14 protein-coding genes are annotated in these 15,011 nt (G+C 56.1%); 9 read left to right on the top strand and 5 right to left on the bottom strand.

Going from position 1 to position 15,011, the window contains the following annotated elements:
• Positions 1 to 181: 181 nt before the first annotated feature.
• The gene (locus ACWHYZ_RS08225; protein WP_447986797.1) at positions 182 to 1,705 is read left to right on the top strand and encodes a DegQ family serine endoprotease; all 1,524 of its coding nucleotides are present in this window, start codon (positions 182 to 184) and stop codon (positions 1,703 to 1,705) included.
• A 134-nt stretch (positions 1,706 to 1,839) separates the two neighbouring features.
• Entirely contained in the window at positions 1,840 to 2,961 is a 1,122-nt protein-coding gene (locus ACWHYZ_RS08220) for a S1C family serine protease (RefSeq protein ID WP_447986796.1), read from the top strand.
• A gap of 309 nt (positions 2,962 to 3,270) precedes the next feature.
• Here the strand turns inward: ACWHYZ_RS08220 and ACWHYZ_RS08215 are convergent, their stop codons facing one another.
• Positions 3,271 to 4,404: a citrate synthase gene (locus ACWHYZ_RS08215; RefSeq protein ID WP_447986795.1), complete on the bottom strand. Its 1,134-nt coding sequence runs from the start codon at positions 4,402 to 4,404 to the stop codon at positions 3,271 to 3,273.
• A gap of 137 nt (positions 4,405 to 4,541) precedes the next feature.
• On the opposite strand from ACWHYZ_RS08215, the gene ACWHYZ_RS08210 reads away from it, so the two are divergent.
• Positions 4,542 to 5,006 (top strand): hypothetical protein, encoded by a 465-nt coding sequence (locus ACWHYZ_RS08210; RefSeq protein WP_447986794.1) that lies wholly within the window; start codon positions 4,542 to 4,544, stop codon positions 5,004 to 5,006.
• Between the two features lie 30 nt (positions 5,007 to 5,036).
• The gene (locus ACWHYZ_RS08205) at positions 5,037 to 5,438 is read left to right on the top strand and encodes a hypothetical protein (RefSeq protein ID WP_447986793.1); all 402 of its coding nucleotides are present in this window, start codon (positions 5,037 to 5,039) and stop codon (positions 5,436 to 5,438) included.
• Between the two features lie 59 nt (positions 5,439 to 5,497).
• On the opposite strand, the gene ACWHYZ_RS08200 is transcribed toward ACWHYZ_RS08205, so the two are convergent.
• Positions 5,498 to 5,866 carry a hypothetical protein gene (locus ACWHYZ_RS08200; RefSeq protein WP_447986792.1) on the bottom strand — a complete coding sequence of 123 codons (369 nt, stop codon included), beginning with the start codon at positions 5,864 to 5,866 and terminating at the stop codon, positions 5,498 to 5,500.
• An 88-nt stretch (positions 5,867 to 5,954) separates the two neighbouring features.
• Here ACWHYZ_RS08200 and arsC point away from each other — a divergent pair, with 88 nt between their 5' ends.
• Positions 5,955 to 6,305 (top strand): arsenate reductase (glutaredoxin), encoded by a 351-nt coding sequence (gene arsC / locus ACWHYZ_RS08195; RefSeq protein WP_447986791.1) that lies wholly within the window; start codon positions 5,955 to 5,957, stop codon positions 6,303 to 6,305.
• 27 nt (positions 6,306 to 6,332) lie between these two features.
• Here arsC and rnd read toward each other — a convergent pair whose 3' ends face one another.
• Positions 6,333 to 7,511, bottom strand: coding sequence for a ribonuclease D (gene rnd, locus ACWHYZ_RS08190; protein WP_447986790.1), 1,179 nt, complete (start codon positions 7,509 to 7,511; stop codon positions 6,333 to 6,335).
• Between the two features lie 8 nt (positions 7,512 to 7,519).
• Complete coding sequence (locus ACWHYZ_RS08185; RefSeq protein WP_447986789.1) at positions 7,520 to 8,248, bottom strand: J domain-containing protein; 729 nt, start codon at positions 8,246 to 8,248, stop codon at positions 7,520 to 7,522.
• Positions 8,249 to 8,333: 85 nt separating this feature from the next.
• Between ACWHYZ_RS08185 and ACWHYZ_RS08180 the strand changes: the two genes are divergently transcribed.
• On the top strand, positions 8,334 to 8,831 hold the full coding sequence (locus ACWHYZ_RS08180) for a c-type cytochrome (protein ID WP_447986788.1): 498 nt from the start codon (positions 8,334 to 8,336) through the stop codon (positions 8,829 to 8,831).
• A gap of 64 nt (positions 8,832 to 8,895) precedes the next feature.
• Here the strand turns inward: ACWHYZ_RS08180 and ACWHYZ_RS08175 are convergent, their stop codons facing one another.
• The gene (locus ACWHYZ_RS08175; protein WP_447986787.1) at positions 8,896 to 10,323 is read right to left on the bottom strand and encodes a malic enzyme-like NAD(P)-binding protein; all 1,428 of its coding nucleotides are present in this window, start codon (positions 10,321 to 10,323) and stop codon (positions 8,896 to 8,898) included.
• Between the two features lie 227 nt (positions 10,324 to 10,550).
• Here ACWHYZ_RS08175 and ACWHYZ_RS08170 point away from each other — a divergent pair, with 227 nt between their 5' ends.
• From ACWHYZ_RS08170 to ACWHYZ_RS08160, 3 genes are all read left to right on the top strand, one after another.
• The gene (locus ACWHYZ_RS08170) at positions 10,551 to 10,700 is read left to right on the top strand and encodes a hypothetical protein (RefSeq protein WP_447986786.1); all 150 of its coding nucleotides are present in this window, start codon (positions 10,551 to 10,553) and stop codon (positions 10,698 to 10,700) included.
• Positions 10,701 to 10,790: 90 nt separating this feature from the next.
• Positions 10,791 to 11,009 (top strand): hypothetical protein, encoded by a 219-nt coding sequence (locus ACWHYZ_RS08165; RefSeq protein ID WP_447986785.1) that lies wholly within the window; start codon positions 10,791 to 10,793, stop codon positions 11,007 to 11,009.
• A gap of 132 nt (positions 11,010 to 11,141) precedes the next feature.
• On the top strand, positions 11,142 to 14,825 hold the full coding sequence (locus tag ACWHYZ_RS08160) for an aldo/keto reductase (RefSeq protein WP_447986784.1): 3,684 nt from the start codon (positions 11,142 to 11,144) through the stop codon (positions 14,823 to 14,825).
• The last annotated feature ends 186 nt before the right edge of the window (positions 14,826 to 15,011 follow it).

The following is a 15,011-nucleotide window of genomic DNA, read 5'->3' as shown; positions in this document are numbered from 1 at the left end:
CCAAGGTTAATCGTGGCGGTTGCACGAGAGGGGGACATCTTAATGGATCGTATCGAACAGCTACAAGAGCTGACTCCCTGCCAAACAACGGCGGCACGATACCGTAGCCTAGCCTTGACTCCCGGAAATGATAAGATTATTTAAACATCGAATGTGAGACGAGACCAAGAAGGAGTGCCTCATGAGTCTTGTGCGACGGTGGAGTGGCTGCGAGCTGACTGATCGGTGGAAGAATGCTTCGGCGGTGGGCTTGGTACTATTGCTCTTTGGGACATCCCAGTGCTCTCGAGAGCCCCAACCGATGGAGCGCCTGTCGTCCGACCTTGTCGCGCACGCTGCCAGCCCTGCGACTCCATTTCAAACAAGCAGCTTTCCCGGCAATGAGACGTTCATTTCGGTAGCAAAATTGGCGAAAGCCTCCGTGGTCAATATCTCCTCCTCGCAAAAATCGGCTCAAAGCGGCGAGGGGCCGTTGAATCCGTTTTTCAACGATCCGTTTTTCCGCCGATTCTTCGGCGAAGAGGAGCGCCGCCTCCCCGTCCCGAAGGAGCGCCGTGAGCAGGGATTGGGATCCGGCGTCATCGTCAGTGCAGAGGGGCATATCATCACCAACAATCACGTTGTCGAAAAGGCGGATGAAATCAAGGTCTTGCTGCCCGACAAACGAACGTTCAAAGCAAAGGTCATTGGTTCGGATCCAAAGACCGATGTGGCAGTCATTAAGATTGAGGCAACAAACCTGCCGGTTCTGTCCTGGGGTGATTCCAATCAACTTCAAGTGGGGGAACTGGTCCTTGCCGTGGGCAACCCGTTTGGTCTGAATCAAACGGTGACCATGGGCATTATTAGCGCCGTCGGACGCGCCAATATGGGCATTGTCGATTACGAGGATTTCATTCAAACCGATGCCGCGATCAATCCCGGGAACTCAGGCGGTGCCCTGGTCAATCTTCAGGGACAACTCATTGGCATCAATTCAGCCATCTTTAGCCGCACGGGCGGCAATATGGGCATTGGATTCGCTATTCCGAGCAATATGGCAAAAACAGTCATGAACAGCCTTGTCAAACACGGAAAAGTCGTGCGGGGCTGGCTGGGCGTCTCAATTCAAGAGATCAACCAAGACCTGGCGAAGGAGTTTGGGGCAGCCGACACCAAGGGTGCGCTCATTGCGGATGTCATGGAAGACAGCCCGGCGGCTAAGGGCAAGCTCCAGCGGGGAGATATTATTACGGCGTACAATGGGACGGAAATCAAGGATCCAGCCCACCTTCGATCCCTAGTCGCAGATACGGCTCCTGACACCACCGTCACGGTCACGATTCTCCGAGATAAACGTAATAAGGACGTCAAGCTCACCGTCGGCGAATTGCCGAAAGATATGGCAAAAGCTTCACGCGGTGAACCGGGCAGCGGACACGGTGAACATGCCCTTGCAGGGGTCACGGTTGAACCGCTTAGTGACCGACAAGGGCGGCAAGGCCGGAAGGAAACCGGTGTGTCCGTGAGCGAGGTCCAAGCTGATTCTCCCGCCGACCAGGCCGGTCTAAAGACCGGGGATATTATTCGAGAAATGAATAGGAAGCCGGTTCGCAATGTTCAGGATTTCGAAAACCTTGTCAACGAACTTGACGCAAATTCCCGTGTACTGCTCCTGATCACGCGGGGGAATGCAACGGTCTACCTGACCGTGAATCCGAAATAAACGGACATAGTGACTCACGGAGGCGATGAGGCATGGTACGAATTGCCTCGTCGCGGTGACAATGGATCGTTCGGCAAACCGTCCCGCTTCTGTTCTGCTCTGGTTCGAATCCTGTATGACTATATGATTGGACAGTGACGCTACGATACGTTGCCTTGTTCCTCAGCTTTATGCTGGCGGGAGTTATCGCCTATGCGGCAGGCCGCGATGAATGGGGACGCCCGCTTGGGGCACATTATTCAGGCCCCGAGGTCCAACCTCGTCAGATCTCCACTCCAGCCTTCGGTCTGGGTCTCGATGAACAGACCACCATTTCCGTATTTGAGAACGCCTCCAAATCCGTTGTGTTCATAGCGAACACTGCCATCCGCCGCGGTCCCTGGTCCCTCAACCTGTTTGAAGTCCCTCAAGGATCAGGGTCGGGGGTTATTTGGAACAAGCAGGGACACATCGTGACCAATTTTCATGTCATCTATGGCGCCGATACCATCACGGTGACCTTGGCCGACCGCACGGAACACCGGGCACGAGTCGTAGGGCTCGATCCAGATCATGATCTCGCCGTCCTGCAAATCCAGGCCCCTACCGAGACACTGGTTCCTATTTCAATCGGCACCTCACGGGGCCTTCGCGTCGGACAAAAAGTGCTAGCCATCGGAAATCCGTTTGGACTGGACCACACGCTGACCACCGGCGTTGTCAGCGCTGTTGGACGGACGATTAAGTCGATGACGAATCGTACGATCGATGGCGTCATCCAAACCGATGCGGCAATCAATCCGGGCAATTCAGGTGGACCGCTCCTTGAAAGCTCGGGGCGACTGATCGGCATCAATACGCAGATTATCAGTCCCAGCGGTGCGTACGCGGGTATTGGTTTCGCCGTGCCGGTCGATACCGTCAACCGGCTTGTTCCCGAGCTCATCAAGTATGGCAAAGTCATTCGACCCGGCCTTGGCATCACCTTCGTGCCGGATGAAATAGCGGCCCGACTGGGCGTGAAGGGGCTCGTGATCGGCAGAATAATACCAGGCGGTCCGGCCGAGTCGGCCGGGCTGAAGGGGCTGAGGGAGCGAAGTTCCGGCGCCATTGCCTTCGGAGACGTGATTACGCACATTGATAACAAGCCGGTAGAGTCCCTCGACGAGCTCCTCACCGTCCTCGAACATCATGCCGTGGGAGATAAAGTTGTGGTGGATTTTCTTCGCGAGCGTCGCCGCCAGCAGATCACGGTCACGCTCCAAGCGATTGAATAAGGGCGGCGACATCGGTACGCGAAGCCCACTTCCATACCCGTAGAAAACGTCACCTACTTCGCTGGCAGTTCCGCTGTCAGGCTTCCTGCGATTCGACTGATTGCAGATTCACACGTTAAGAATTCTAAAATGGCCTATGAAGAAGAGGGACCATACACCAACCGCTAGGTGACCTATGGGGGAACTCTTGGGACTTGGTGCACTGCTAGGGATTATTGCGCTGGACGCGCTCATCCTGTGGAGATTTGTCAGTCTGTTTGAATAGTCCTGCGCAGGTAAGGATCGGCTACGCCATCGGCTGTTATGCTGCTATCGTTGCTCAATCGGAACATACGGGCGATTGTGTTCGCCGTCATAAATTTGTTCTGGCCGGTACAGCTTGTTTTCTTTAAGTTGCTCGAACCAGTGGGCCAACCATCCCGCGACCCGGGCAATAGCAAAGATGGGGGTAAAGAATTCCAGTTCGATGCCCATCTTGTCGTAGACGATCCCTGAATAAAAATCGACGTTGGGATAGACTCCCTTCGCGCCAAAGTGTTCAGAGGCGACCCTCTCGACCTCCAAAGCCACATCGTAGAGCGGCGAACTGCCGGTTTCCTTGAACAGCCGCTCGCAGATCTTTTGTAAAATTGTCGCGCGTGGATCTTTAACTTTATAGACACGATGACCAAACCCCATGAGTTTTTCTTTCGCGCGGACCTTCTCTTCAACATAACTCCGTACACGGCCCGGCGTTCCGATCTCACGAAGCATCTGCACGACTTCTTCATTCGCGCCGCCATGCAGAGGCCCCTTGAGCGCGCCGATCGATGATGCCACAACCGTGTACGGATCAGCCAACGTGGAGGCCGTCACGAGGCCGGTGAACGTGGACGCATTCATCGTATGCTCGGCATGCAAGATCAAACAGACATCCAGCACCTCGACCCATATTTTTGGAGGGACCTTTTCCGACAACATGTACAAGAAATTTTCAGAAAAACTCAGATCGTCCCGAGGTGGGATGTAATCATCCCCCTTGCGGAGACGCGCGTGCGCCGCGACAATGGTCGGCAACTTGGCGAGCAACCGCACAGCCGACCAATAATTATTTTGGACATCCTTGACGTTTCGACCTGGATAGAACATCCCGAGGGCCGCCACCGCGGCTTGAAGCGCATCCATCGGATGGCCCTGTTCAGGCAGACATTTGATGAGATCGACGATGCGGTATTTGACCCGCCTGTGACAGCGTACATCCTCCATGAACGTAGCGAGTTGCTCCTGGGTGGGCAAACGGCCAAACAATAATAGCCAGGTCGTTTCAAGAAAAGACGACCGCCCGCACAGTTCTTCAATGCGGATCCCTCGATATTCCAAGATCCCCGCTTGTCCGTCCACGTCGCTCACTGCAGACCGAGCAGCCGGCACACCGGCTAACCCAGGCATAAAATCATGAGGCATCGTGCATCCCCCTCAGCCGTCCCACTGTCATACTAGAATAGTATGGGCTCCACCTTCGGCTGGTCAAGGCTGTCTCTCCGCTTGCGAAGACACCGCCGCTTCGGCATACTCTACCAGCGCTTCATGGAGAACAGCCGGTGATGCCGTCATTGTTCCATCTCATGCTTGGATTGGGGGGAACGGCGCTTGCTATCGGGGCTACGGTTGTGTGGCTCCGCGAACCGCAGCAAGCACCTATGTTACCCGATACGTTCACGTCTTCATCGAGAATGGTGGGGAGAAGTGCATTGAGCCACGGAGGGCCTTCGAGCAGTCCGGCGGCCGCCGGGTCTTTTTCTCCTGCCTTTCAGATTGGGCAAAGGGTGATCGTAGCGCCAGAGGAATACGACTCACGAACGGTCAACTTACTGCCTTCACCGCCTGATTCGGCGACATCGATTCCCGGAGCGACACGTGCCCTGCCAGGCGGCACTGTAGTGAGTGTGCGCGCGATGCAGGTTACCGAACGTGTGCCCGGTCGTATGGAACGGTATTATGAAGTGACTCTTGCAGACGGTGGCAAAGGATGGCTTTCGGAGCGTGTGCTGCGTGCCTCCGAGTGAGGGTTGAATGAGGATTGAATCACGTTGCACATGAGTAGGCCATCAACCCGGAGACTTGGTGACCATCGCTCTGCCATCGTGATGGCGACGCTCCTGTGGCTCCTGGCATGTCCTGTCTCCGCGCAGGAGACCATCTTCGCCGTTGTGACTAATGTGGCGAAGGACAAACGCCAGGTCACCGCCGACGTCTCAGTAGGAGGAACGGTCTCGCAAGCAACCCTTACGCCGACCGAAGAGGTCCTGGATAACTTGATTTGGAGGAATTTAGAGATCTGTCATGCGCTGAAAGCAGACGGGCTCAAAATAGGCCCAGGGTATCGAATCACATCCGTCAAAGCTCTGGATGCCGGTATGTTGCCCATGGCACTACAAGGCGTCGCCGGAGAATGCCTGCTCAAAAAGGCCTTGGAGTTCGCTCCGCTGGTGGATTGATGCGAGCGAAGTGAGTCGTGTCTCATCCCCCCTCTCCAATGCTCAGGGCCGACCGGCAACTATGAAGAACACTCCGGACACGTGGTAGGTTCTTCCTCAGCTTGGGCTTCTTCAGATGTCAGTGGGAAAGGCTGATCGCACGAAGCACAGTGACGAATCTCGAAATAGGCCACGCCTTTGTCATCGATTTCTGTGGGAAGCAGCAATTCCGACGGATCGTACCCAAGGCTGACCTCATCCGCAAATTTGACGACAGCGAGACGTTCATTGAAAAGCTGAAAGGTGGCCTCCTGGCCCTTGCGTTGGGGAACATGCCCCACGACAAACACCGGTTGTCCCTTCCGCTTGGTTCTCAAGTGCCTGAGCGTCCGTTGGGTCGCCGACGCACAGGCGAATTCTCCGGTGGAACTAGTTCCTGCAGTCAGCATGGTTCAATCCTTAATCCACACGACCCTTGTGTACCACGCGAGTAAATTTTCCGTCAAGGTAGACCTATTCACATGACAAGGAGACGACATGGCCAAGATGACGATTTATCACAAGCCGACATGCACGACATGCAGACAAGCGGTCCAGATTCTCAAAGACAGTGGTCAGCCATTCGAGGCGATCAATTATTATGAAAAGCCGTTTACCAAAACACAACTGAAGAGCCTGCTCAAGAAAGCCGGATTAAAGGCACGAGACCTGTTACGGACGAAGGAGGATATCTATAAGAGCCTCGGACTGGCAAAAAAGGAATTGAGCGACGACGAACTCCTGGATCTCATGATTATGCACCCGGACCTGGTTCAACGTCCTATTGTGGAAAAAGGAGAGACGGCCATCCTCGCCAGGCCGGCCGACTCAATAAAGCCTCTTCTGTAAACACTGACTCAGGAACAATTTAGTGGGTTAGTGAGACGTTAACTTCAAGGTACCGGTCCGCGGCTCGATGCTGACGTGTAGCTTGCCCTGAAGTACATTCAGCAACGTCTCGCCGGCCAGCTTTCTACGCCATCCGTGGAGGATCGGCAGATCCAATTTCTCACGGTGGTGTTTCGCATCGACGAGTTCCTGGAGATCCGACGCGCCGGCGAGCAGCGTCGGGGCGATCTCTTCTTTTAACGCAATCGCCTTGAGAACGGCCTGCAGCAAATCGACCTGGCCGGCCGCTTCCGGCTCCGGCCGTTTACTTTTCGGGGCCTCGGGCCATTCTGATTCTGGAACGGCCAGACCACGTTCGATGACCTTGATCAGCGCCTCGCCATTACGTTCAACTTCGGAGCCATGGAGACCCCGCATACCCTTCAACGCACTGAGTTTCATCGGAATGTGCCGCGCCATCTCCAACAGCACCTCGTCGCGAATGACACGGCCTCTAGGCACATCACGGCGTTTCGCCTCCTCTTCACGCCACGCCACAAGTTCTCGAAGCACGGCGGCACTACGCGGCTTGAGATTCTCCCAGCCACGAATCCGTTGATAGCGGTGTCGCGGTTCTCGTGACCCATCCGTCAGCTTCGATCCCAATCGAAGAAATTCTTCTTCCACCCAGGCCGTCCGGCCTAGCGCCTTGAGCCGTTCTTGGAGATGCGCATGGACCGATAACAGGTAATGCACGTCATCTAAGGCATAGGACAGCTGGTCCTTTGTAAGCGGACGCTGACTCCAATTCGTAAAAGTATGCGCCTTGGTCAACTTCACGCCGACGATGCGCTGGACGAGCTGCGCGTAAGCGATCTGGGTACCATACCCCACCATGGCGGCCGCCACCTGGGTATCGAATATCGGGCTGGGCACATGCCCGGTATGAGCATAAAATAATTCCAGATCCTGCCGTCCGGCATGCACGACTTTTTCAATGGCCGGATTAGCCAGCAGGGTTCCGAAATCATCCAATGACCCGACGGCAGGAAAGTCAATCGCCGCTGAAAGGTCCCCCGCCGCAACTTGAATCAGCTCGAGACGCGGCACAAAGCTGTCTTCTCCGACAAATTCCGTGTCCAACGCGATGCGGTTGTGATCGCGCAAGCGTTCGACAAAAGTACGCAGGCTATGACGATCGGTGATATACGTGGGAGAGGCTGTCACGGCTGTTCTTACTCCGATGGTGAGTACGTCCCGCCTGTCCCGGGATTGATCGGCGGTTCCGTATTGCTTAGACTTAAATGTTCTTTCAGGAATTGGTACGCTTCGATGATGCGGCGGAGTTCCGGCTCCGAGCTTCGGTCGCCCCGACGCGCGTCCGGGTGCAGCTTCTTGGCGCGGTTGCGAAACGCGCGGGTCACGACGCTTAAGGAACTGCCATATTCCACCTCCAGGGCGGCATAGGCGTCGGTCGGGTTGTTGATGTCCCCCCGCGTCCCCTGCGCTTCTCCCCATCCGCCACCTGCGGCTTTGAAGAAATCGGCCATGTTGATTCGTCGGCGACGACGGCGCGGCCGCTGCCGCACTTCGCTATCGAATTCTTCGAACCGATCCTCCATGAACTCCAGACGTGAGTCCAGGCGTTGAGCGCTCGAAAGATCGACCACGTGTGCCATTTCTTCCTCAATCAAGGTCAACGAGCGATCGATTTCCGTTAAACCTTCTTCGATCCGAAAAAAGCTGTCCACGCGATCTACCATCATGGAGTCGATCGCCACGTCGAGACAGTCTTCGGTTTTCGCGCGAAGCTCAACAATCCGCTTTCTCATGCCGACTTGAAATTTCCCAAAGGTTCTCGCGTTAAACGGCATGATAGACGTGTCCAGCGGCACGATAACGAGCTCAAATCCAGCGCGCATTCTAGCATAAAGAATTTCGGTGACGACAGCAGGAACCTGCATGCCTGGTAGCCAGCTAGACGCGCTATAATAGCGCGTCAGCCCTTCGCCGACCCGTTGATTTTCACGTTATAACCACGGAGGCATCATGGTATATCGTGCAATGCTATTCGCGGGACTTACCTTCGCATGGGCTTCAGTCACATGTCTGGCGGCCGATCCTTCCGGGTATGGCCAAGCCGGTGGCGAATTTGATATCAAACTACCGCGCGTGCCGTCCTCTGACCTGGCCGCCGCCAAGGCGCTCAAACCGCCCTTTGAAGCGACACCGGAAGTGCTCGCCGAAGGCAAGGCGATATTTCTTGGTCGCGGTACCTGCTTTCAGTGCCATGGACCCGAAGGCAAGGGCGACGGCGGCGCAGCGAAAGTCCTGCCTATCCAACCGAGAAATTTCACCAACCCGAAGTTCAAGAAGTATCGGACGCCGGGCGAAATGATGTGGGTCCTCAAAAACGGCAGCTTGGGGCAGTCCGGCAAGGTGCCGGGCACCGGGATGTTACCAATCGTCGGACAGTTCTTGAGCGAAGACGATGGCTGGAAAGTATTGCTCTATGAGCTGAGCCTGGGAGGTGATGGATCGAACTGACCGTTATTCGTTAAGGGTAAGATAGTCAACGAACCCTTGTGCATTACCGATAACGGTGCGCGTCTTATGGTTCATGTTTGGCGGTACGGCGCGCGACAGCGGTGTCCCGCGCCGCTTGCGCGACGGCTTTTGCAACATGAGGAACAACCTGTGTATCGAACACGCTTGGAATAATATAGTCCTCGCTGAGTGTCCCCTCGGGGATCAGGTCGGCTAAGGCTTGAGCGGCCGCCAATTTCATCGACTCATTGATCTCACGCGCCTGTACATCGAGCGCTCCGCGAAAAATCCCTGGAAACGCCAAGGCATTGTTGATCTGATTTGGATAGTCCGATCGCCCGGTAGCAAAAATGCGGCACGATGAAAGCGCCTCAACGGGCGAAATTTCTGGGTCTGGATTGGCCATCGCAAAGACGATGCGATCCGGGACCATGAGCGCAAGATCCTCTCGTGTCAACACGTTTGCCACCGAGAGCCCAATGAACACGTCCGCGCCTGTCAGCGCATCCTGGAGCGTGCCCGTCGGCTTCTCATTCTCAATACATGCCGCGAGATGGTGACGCGCCCCACGGAGATGCTCCGCGTCCCCTGATAACACGATCCCTTGCCGATTGCAGCCCAGCAAGTGGGACACACCTGCCGCTAAGAGAATTTGGCAGCAGGTCAGGCCCGCCGCGCCAAGACCATTGACGACGATCCGCACATCTTCGATGCGTTTTTTGGTCGCCTTCAAGGCATTTTGCAGCGCGGCCAAAATGACCACCGCCGTCCCATGTTGATCGTCATGCATCACGGGAATGTCGAGACTGTCTTTAAGGCGCCGCTCGATCTCGAAGCACCGCGGGGCGCTAATGTCCTCAAGGTTGATCCCGCCAAAACCCGGCGCGATGCCCTGCACCACCCGAACGATCTCATCGGGGTCCTGCGTACTTAGACAGATGGGCCAAGCATCGATGCCGGCAAACTCCTTAAACAGCATCGCTTTGCCTTCCATAACGGGGAGAGCGGCATACGGCCCTAAATTGCCGAGCCCCAAGACGGCCGATCCATCAGTGACGATCGCGACGCTATTGCCCTTCGTCGTAAACGCATACGCTTTGGACCAATCCTGTGCAATCGCCTGAGAGACACGCCCGACGCCGGGCGTATAGATCATAGATAGTATGTTGCGGGTCGTTATTGGCAATTTACCTTCGACTCGAATCTTTCCTCCCAAATGGAGCAGAAATATTCGGTCCGATACGGACATGACGCGCACGTCGGGAATAGCGTTGAGCCGCTTCACGACTCGCTCACCGTGTGTCTCGTCCTGTACGTCAAAGGTGACGTCCCGAACGATGTGGTTCGGTGAAGCCGAGACGATATCCACGGCGCCGAGATTGGCCCGTTCTTCCGCCAGCACAGTGGCGACTCGGGCAAACATCCCCGGGACATTGGCCAGCTCAAGCCGAGCCGTGATGCGGTAGTTGGAATACGGGCCGACATCCACCATGTTGGATCTCCAGAGTCATTCCGTACTACTCAAAGCGTACCATATTCGCGTTCATGAACCGGGGATCACGTCGGCTGGTCACCCCATGGTCATGCCAGTTCCAGGCTTTCTGAAGAACCCGTCTTGGCCAATTCTTCATTGACATCGGGCAGGTAATTTGATTAGGGTAAGCGACCTGCGGGGAGCTTCTCCCGGCATTTACCATCATCCTAAGGAGGGTAGGACAGATGAAGCAGATTATGTTGGCAGCCATGGCAGTGATGTTCCTTGTCGGAATGAGCACCATCTCCTTCGCCGATGAAAAGGGCGCCCCCAAGACCGAGACCAAGGGTGACGCGAAGGGCGACAAGAAGAAGGACGAGAAGAAGGGACACTGAGCAGCGCCTCAAGCACTGTACAGGGAGATTTTCCGGCCCGCCTCCACGTGAGTCGCGGGCCGGTTCTTTATTGGAAGGAGGCACTGCATCATGAAACAGGTATTAGCGCTCGCATTCTCCGGGGTCTTACTTGTGGGCTTCACTGCTGCAACGTTTGCGCAAGAGACCGCGCCGGCACCGGCTCCCACCGCGCCACCAGCCATGCAGTCCGCTCCTCCGGCCACAGATGCTCCAGCCGAGAAGAAGCCAAAGAAGAAAGGCCACGGCAAAAAGAAGGCCCACAAGAAAAAAGGCGAAGCCAAGCAGTAACAACCGTCTCCGCCAAACCCGGCTCTCTTTCGGCCCGCACTCGCTTGACGAGTTTGCGGGCCGATCTTTTTCGCGTTCGCCTTCTCGATTTCGAGATTGACCGCCATTCCAAACCGATGGTACGGTGAATTCATGACCACACAGTCATCATCAAAAAAGCCGAATCGCCTGATTACAGAAACCAGTCCCTATCTGCTTCAACATGCGCATAATCCGGTCGAGTGGTATCCGTGGGGGTCCGAGGCCCTGCAACGCGCGCGCGACCTCAATAAGCCTATTCTCCTGTCCATCGGCTATTCCGCCTGCCACTGGTGCCATGTGATGGAGCGCGAATCGTTTGAAGACGAACGGATCGCGGCACTCATGAATGAACACTTCGTGTGCGTTAAAGTGGACCGCGAGGAGCGCCCGGACCTTGATGAGATTTACATGCAAGCCACACTCGCCCTGAATCAAGGACAGGGCGGCTGGCCGATGACGGTCTTTCTGACACCGGAGCAGCAACCTATTTTCGCCGGCACCTATTTCCCTCCGACTGACCGATGGGGGCGACCAGGCTTCGCCACCGTGCTGAATAAGGTTGCCGAATACTGGCGCACCGACGCCGCAGGTCTTCGCCGGCAAGCCGGCGAGATCACTGCACGTTTACAGAACGAGATGCGGGTCGGCGCTCCGCTTTCAGTCGGCGAAACGGAATTAGACGCGGCGGTGACCCAATATGCCGAGGAATTTGACCCCGGCCACGGCGGCTTTGGCCATGCCCCAAAATTTCCCCCGGCCACCGGCCTGTCGTTTCTCTTGCGCCGCTACAACCGAACCGGAGATGTGCATACGCTCACGATGGTGCGGAAAACCCTTGACGGCATGGCATCAGGCGGAATGTATGATCACGTTGGCGGAGGCTTCGCCCGGTATTCAACAGATGAAAAGTGGCTCGTGCCACACTTCGAAAAGATGCTCTATGACAATGCCCTCCTCGCTCGCACCTACCTTGAGGCGGCTCAACTCACACATGATGCCAACTATCGGCGCGTCGCAACCGAGACGCTCGAGTATATCCTTCGTGAGATGACGTCGCCCGAAGGCGGATTCTATTCGGCCACGGATGCGGATTCAGAAGGTGTCGAAGGAAAGTTCTTTGTGTGGACGCCGGAAGAGATCCGCCAGGCCGTCCAGATCGATGACGATGCCAGGCGGTTTTGCGCCTATTACGACATCACGGCGGGCGGTAACTGGGAACACAAGAGCATTCCGAATACTCCAACCCCGATAGATCAGGTCGCACGGGATTTGCACATCAGCCACGAAGAGCTCCGGGAGACGATCGATCGAGTCAAACCCCTGGTCTATGCAGCCAGAAGTAAACGAGTACCTCCCGGCCTCGATGATAAGATCCTAACGGCCTGGAACGGCATGATGATCAGCGCCATGGCTGAAGGCGCGCGGGTCCTTGGCGAAAACAAATACCTGGAAGCCGGGGAAGAAGCGGCTGATTTCCTTTTGCGTACCATGAGGCGCCCGGACAACGGCCTCTACCGAACCTATCGGCTGGGAAAAGCGCATCTCAACGCATGCCTGGACGATTACGCCTACCTTGCCGAAGGGTTGATCGACCTTTATGAAGCCGGTGCCCACGAAGGATATTTGGATGAGGCGGTTCGCCTCGCCGAGCGAATCATCGCCGACTTTTTGGATGCGGAGCACGGCGGTTTCTTTACGACGGCCAAAGACCACGAATCATTGATTGTCCGAAGCCGCGAAGGGCCTGATGGAGCGACGCCGAGCGGGAATGCGGTAGCGGCCATGGTTCTGGCCCGGTTGTCCTTTCATTATGCACGCGAGGAGTTCCGCGTGGCGGCCACGAATGCCATTCGTGCGTACGGTCGTCAGATCACCCGCTATCCACGGGCGTTTGCCAAGAGCCTTTCTGTCGTCGATCTCCTGCTCAATGGCCCCGTGGAATTGGCGCTCGTCGGCACGCAAGGGGACACTCGGTATGAAGCCCTCCGCGCAGAGGTAAATCGGCACTATCTGCCTAACCGCATCATGGCCCATTACGATCCGCAAGGGCCCGATCCTCAGCATCCACTCACGAGTGGAAAAAGCCTAGTGAGGGGACGGGCGGCATTGTATGTGTGTCGGAATTTCGCGTGCCAAACGCCGATCATCGAACCGTCTGCCGTTGCGTCGGCGCTAGGCCACTCCTCTTCCGACACAAGTTCCGCCTCCACTGCCTCATCGAAGACATTGCAAGGAAGCCAGATGCCGGGATTAGCCACCAGCGGTGGCACGGCCGCCTATGCGGTCCGCGTCATCGGCAGCCCAGGCAGTTCATCAGATATGGCTCATGGGTACACGCCGCTCGGGGCGACCGGGCTGACCACGAGTCGACTTGGATTCGGTGGATATCGCACCAGCACTGAAGACCCGGAACACCGAGAAGCGCTGACCAAAGCGCTGTTGGGTGGTTGTAACCTCATCGATACGTCCACGAACTACATGGACGGCGACAGTGAGCGTATGATCGGCACGGTCCTGAGTCAGCTGGTGAGCAAAGGCGCACTAAAAAGAGACGAGATCATCGTCGTCTCAAAGATTGGATATGTCCAGGGAGTAAACCTCAAGGCCGCCGAGGCTCGAGAGAAGGCCGGGAATCCCTATCCGGAGATGGTCAAATACGGTGACGGCATCTGGCATTGCATCCATCCCGACTTTCTGGCTGATCAGCTGGCGTTATCGCTCGATCGATTAGGTTTGCAGACCCTGGATGTCCTACTCCTACACAATGCCGAATACTTTTTGTCCGATGCCAAACACCGAGGACAAACCGATCTGGCGCCACTGCGTGAAGAATTTTATGGACGCCTTGGAGCCGCCTTTGCCTATTTAGAGACCCAGGTGGCGGCAGGACGGCTCCAATATTATGGCATTTCATCCAATACATGTACTGCGGAGCCTAGCGACCCGGAGGCCACGTCTTTATCACGCATGCTGGAGGCCGCGCGGCAAGCTGCGGCCGGTGGCGCACACCATTTTCGTGTGCTTCAACTGCCTATGAATCTGTTCGAGTCAGGTGCGCTTCTGACCCCCAACACCGGCAAAGATAACCGCCAGACAGTATTGGATCTGGCACAGAGCGAGCAGATCGCCGTGCTGGTGAATCGCCCATTGAATGCCATGCCCGGCAAGGGCAACGCGATGGTGCGCCTCGCCGACCTTCCACTGGAAGCGAAGGAGGCCGACTTCGAGCCCCAGCGGGATACCATCGCGACGCTCGAAGAAGAATACCGGACTACGTTCGTGCCGCATATTCAAGCCTCAGGACAAGGCATGCCGCCGCAGGATTACTTTAGGTGGGCTAGTGAGCTCGCTCGAATACGACCGTTGATTCAAAATCTGGAGCACTGGGAACAGATCGAGTACCAAATGATCGCTCCCCATATCAATCAGGTCTTACGAGCGTTGACACAACATTTCAATGGCGACTTGGCAGAGAAATGGCAGAGCTGGCGAGATCGATACCTGCCGGAGCTGCTTCGGCTGTTGCGAGAGTTACGTCGGGAAGCTACGCTCAAAAGTCGTGAGAAGACATCGGCCATTACGAGGCTGATCGACCCTCTGCTTCCTGAATCGCGGCGGCATCAATCTCTCTCGCGAAAGGCGCTCTGGGTCCTCAGCAGCACGCCGGGCGTCACGTGCGTACTCAACGGTATGCGAACCCCGGCGTATGTGCAGGATTCGCTTGAGGTGCTGGGGTGGCCAGCCATCCCACATGTTAATGTTATCTTTAAAGCGGTCAAAGAGGCTCGTTCGTAAGACACGCAGTGGAGAAGAATCGGTGATGGATTCCCGGTGGGATCCTCCCAGAGTCTGTCCATTCTGGTGTTAAGAAGATGGCCAGATCAGGCCAAACACCAGGGAAACTAAACCCCACAGGACAAAGGACACGATAACCAGTTCCATAAACACTCCTGCTGTCAAAACCTCAGCAAGTCATATTCC

The organism is Nitrospira sp. Nam74 (assembly GCF_965152615.1).
The sequence above is the reverse complement of the archived record's forward strand: the minus strand, read 5'-3'. Positions and strand labels throughout refer to the sequence as shown.